The sequence below is a fragment of the Longimicrobiaceae bacterium genome (genome assembly GCA_035936415.1).
GTDB lineage: Bacteria > Gemmatimonadota > Gemmatimonadetes > Longimicrobiales > Longimicrobiaceae > JAFAYN01.
Genome location: DASYWD010000025.1, coordinates 1 through 3,476, shown reverse-complemented (window position 1 = coordinate 3,476; position 3,476 = coordinate 1). Strand labels below are relative to the sequence as shown.

Genomic DNA, 3,476 nt, shown 5'->3' with positions numbered 1-3,476 from the left:
CCCGGTACGGGCGCGGGCGCGCCAGCTCCGCCGTGCGCCCCTGGAGCTGGGCCGCGTAGAGGGCCAGCACGTCGCGGTAGACCAGCCCCACGCTCCAGCCGTCGAGCAGCAGATGGTGGTGCGTCCACACCAGGCGGTGCTGGCGCTCCCCCGTGCGCAGGAGCGCCAGCCGCATCAGCGGCGGCTTCGCCGGGTCGAACCCCCGCGCCCGGTCCGCCGCCAGGTAGCTCGCGAAGCGCGCCTCCTGCTCGGAGGCGGGCAGCGCGCGCCAGTCCTCCCGGTGCACGGGGAGCGTGACGCGCCGGCGGACCACCTGCAGCGGCTTCTCCACCTTCTCCCAGGAGAAGGCCGCGCGCAGCGCCGGGTGCCGGTCCACCACGGCCTGCCACGCCCGCGCGAAGGCCTCCCCGTCCAGCTCGCCCTCCAGCGTGAAGCCGAACTGCCCCACGTAGGTGCCCGGCCCCTCGTAGAGCGAGTGGAAGAGCATCCCCTCCTGCATGGGCGAGAGGGGGTACACGTCCTCGATCGGGTTCTTCTTCACCGCTTCGGTTGTTGCCACGTTCGACTCGGGAGTTGGGGGTGCCGTGCTCTGCCAGGCTGTCGGTCCGGGCCGCGCGGGATCGGCCGCAGCGGCGACGCCCGCGAGCGCCGCCACGGTGGGGTGCTCGAAGAGGTCGCGGGGGCGGATGAGGAGCGCCTCCGCCCGGGCGCGGGAGACGATCTGGACGGCGAGGATGCTGTCGCCGCCCAGCTCGAAGAAGCTGTCCCGGATCCCTACGCGGTCGGCCTGCAGCACTTCCGCCCAGATCCGCGCGAGCGTCGCCTCCACGGCGGTGCGCGGAGCCTCGTGGACGTCCGGGACGTCCGGGTCGGGCGCGGGGAGGGCCGCCCGGTCCACCTTGCTGTTGGGGGTGAGCGGGAGGGAGGGCATGGAGACGAACGCCCCGGGGACCATGTACTCGGGGAGAGCCTCCGCCAGGTGTGCGCGGAGCGATGCAGGCTCCGGGGCCGCCGCGCCCTCGCCCACAACGTAGGCCACCAGGCGCGCGCGCCCGGGCACGTCCTCCCGGGCCACCACCACGCACGCGCGCACCCCGCCGTGGCGGGCCAGCAGCGACTCCACCTCGCCGGGCTCGATGCGGTAGCCGCGCACCTTGACCTGGAAGTCGGTCCGCCCGACGTAGCGGAGCGCGCCGTCCGCCCCCCAGCGCGCCCGGTCCCCGGTGCGGTAGAGCCGCGCGCCGGGCTCGCCGCCGAACGGGTCGGGGACGAACTTCTCCGCGGTCAGCCCCGGCTTCCCCAGGTAGCCGCGCGACACGCCCGCGCCCCCCACGTACAGCTCGCCGACGACGCCCACGGGCGCCGGCTGCAGCGCCGGGTCCAGCACGTACGTCCGCGCGTTGGCGACCGGGCGCCCCACGGGAACGGACGCCTCGTCGTCCTCCCCGCTCACGGGGTGCGCGGTGCACCAGACGGTGGTCTCCGTCGGTCCGTACACGTTCCAGAGGGCGGCCACGCGGGGGCGGAGCGACGCCGCGAGGTCGCGCGGCATGGCCTCGCCGCCGCAGAGCACGCGCAGCCCCGCCGGGAGCGGCGCGCCGGACTCCAGCAGGACGCGCAGGGTGGACGGGGTGGCCTGCACCAGCGTCGCCCCCGCGCCGCGGAGCGTCTCGGCCAGGCGGAACCCGTCGGCGGCGTCGCCCCGGGCGGTGAGCACGACGCGGGCACCCGCGCCGAGCGGGAGGAAGAGGTCCAGGACGGAGGGATCGAAGGTCAGCGGAGCCACCGCCACGAGCACGTCGTCCGCGGTGATCCCCGGGCGCTCCCGCATGGACGCGAGGAACCGCGCCGCCGCGAGACGGGAGACCTGGACTCCCTTGGGGCTTCCCGTGGTCCCGGAGGTGTAGACGACGTACGCCAGGCACTCCGGATCCACCGCGACGTGGAGGTCGTCGTCGCGCTCTCCGGCCGCCGCCTCCCACCCGGCGTCGAGGAGGACGCGCCAGGCGCCGTTCTCCGGGAGCCCCGCGGCGAGCGCCGTCTCGGTGAGCACCCCCGCGACGCCCGCGTCCCGCATCACGTGGGCGGTCCGCGCCGGGGGGTGCGCGGGGTCCAGCGGGACGTACGCCCCTCCGGCCTTGAGCACGGCGAGGACGGCCACCACCATCTCCGCGGAGCGCTCGGTGCAGACCGCGACCCGCACCTCGGGGCCCACGCCCCGGAGGCGGAGGTGGCGCGCCAGGCGGTTGGCGCGCCCGTTCAGCTCCCGGTAGGCCAGCACCCGCTCCCCGGCCACCAGGGCCACGGCCTCAGGCGTCCGGGCCGCCGCCGCCTGGAAGGCTTCGTGGAGCCCCGCGCCCTCCGCCGTCCCACCCCGGCTCCACGCGCCCAGCAGGAGCTCCCGCTCGGCGCCGCCCAGCAGCGGGAGCTCGCTCAGCCGGACGGCCTCTCCGCCCGCCGCCGCCTCCAGGAGGGTCCGGTAGTGCCCGGCCAGCCGCGCAGCGGTGGCCGCGTCGAACAGCTCCGTGCTGTACTCGACCATCCCGGAGAACTTCCCCTCGCTCTCGTCCACGTAGAGCACGAGGTCGAACTTGGAGGTCCGGTTGTCCAGCTCGAACAGCTCCAGGGTGATGTCCGGGGTGTGCGCCGGGCGGGTCCCGGGGTCGAAGGGCCGCTGGTACACGAACAGGGTCTGGAACAGCGGGTGGCGGCTGGGGTCCCGTCCGGTCTCCAGCGCCTCCAGGACCCGCTCGAACGGGAGGTGCTGGTGCTCGCCGGTCTCCAGCACCGTTTCGCGCACGCGGTCCACGGCGTCGCCGAAGGACGGGTCGCCTGCCAGCGAGGTGCGGAGGGCGACGGTGTTGAGGAGATAGCCGACCAGCCCCTCCATCGCCGTGCCGGTGCGGTGGGAGGCCATCGCGCCCACCACCAGGTCTTCCTGCCCCGTGTAGCGCAGCAGGAGCGCCTTGAACACGGCGAGCAGGACCACGTAGAGGGAGGCGCCGCGGCGCGCGCCGAGCGTCTCCAGGCGGGACGCCAGCGGCTCGGGGAGGTCGAAGAGGTACAGGCCGCCCCGGTAGCCCGGCAGGGGCGGACGGGGACGGTCGGTCGGGAGCTCCGTCGCCGCGGGGGCGCCCTGGAGCCGCGCCCGCCAGTAGTCGACCTCCTCCCGGACCACCTCGTCCGTGAGCCAGGTGCGCTGCCAGACGGCGAAGTCCGCGTACTGGAAGGCCGGCTCGGGAAGGGGCGAGGCCTCGCCGCGGGAGAACGCCGCGTAGAGGGTGGACAGCTCCCTCCACACGATCCCCCAGGACCAGCCGTCGGTGGCCACGTGGTGCAGGATGACCAGCAGCAGGTGCTCCGCCTCGCCCAGGCGGTACAGCACGGCGCGCAGTACCCCGCGGGTGAGGTCCAGCGGGGTGCGGGCCTCCTCCAGCGCGCGCCCCCCGGCCGCCGCGGCGCCCGCCCCCCCCCGG

General features: G+C 75.7%; 1 protein-coding gene. It reads right to left on the bottom strand.

The features are described from left to right. Window positions 1-3,476, bottom strand: a 3,476-nt coding sequence (locus tag VGR37_01055) for an amino acid adenylation domain-containing protein (GenBank protein HEV2145983.1), incomplete at both ends; no start/stop codon positions are given.